Origin of the sequence: Vibrio sp. T9, from assembly GCF_003123985.1 — a bacterium.
GTDB lineage: Bacteria > Pseudomonadota > Gammaproteobacteria > Enterobacterales > Vibrionaceae > Vibrio > Vibrio diabolicus.
The window spans coordinates 1-425 of sequence record NZ_NIGY01000074.1 but is presented as its reverse complement, the minus strand read 5'-3'; the positions used below and the strand labels follow the sequence as shown (position 1 = coordinate 425).

The 425-nt window shown below is 57.6% G+C and carries 1 protein-coding gene; it reads right to left on the bottom strand.

Annotated elements, in window-relative coordinates; all coding sequences use genetic code 11:
• Positions 1 to 282 (bottom strand): FUSC family protein (locus CBX98_RS25485; RefSeq protein WP_197710248.1); only part of this gene is annotated, 282 nt, incomplete at its 3' end.
• Positions 283 to 425 lie beyond the last annotated feature (143 nt).

Genomic DNA, 425 nt, shown 5'->3' with positions numbered 1-425 from the left:
CAGTTCTCGCTGTTGGGGAAACACCGCGATCAGCAACAGGGCGCAAAGGCTGCCGGCCACGTTACCGACCGTTCGATAGAAGCCTTTCGCTCGTACCATGCCGCTTTGCGGATGCATCACCAGCGCCACGGTGACCATTGCCGTCGCCGGTTGCTCCAGCTGAAGCAGCATCGCCAACCAGGCGGCGATATAGAACGCGAGCAGACACTTGAACACGAAGATCCAGGCCACTCGTTCTCCCAGAAGGAAGTCGACAAGCCAGGGTTTGTTTAAGGCGGTCAACGCCGTCTCCCCAAGGATTGATCCGAAAAGCCGTACTTCAGCTCTGAATATGAACGCGCTGGGCAGGGCTCTCGTCGATCCCGATGAGCATCAGGTTCTTGAGGCGGTTTATCTGGCGAGGAAGATCCTCGACGTTGCTCTTG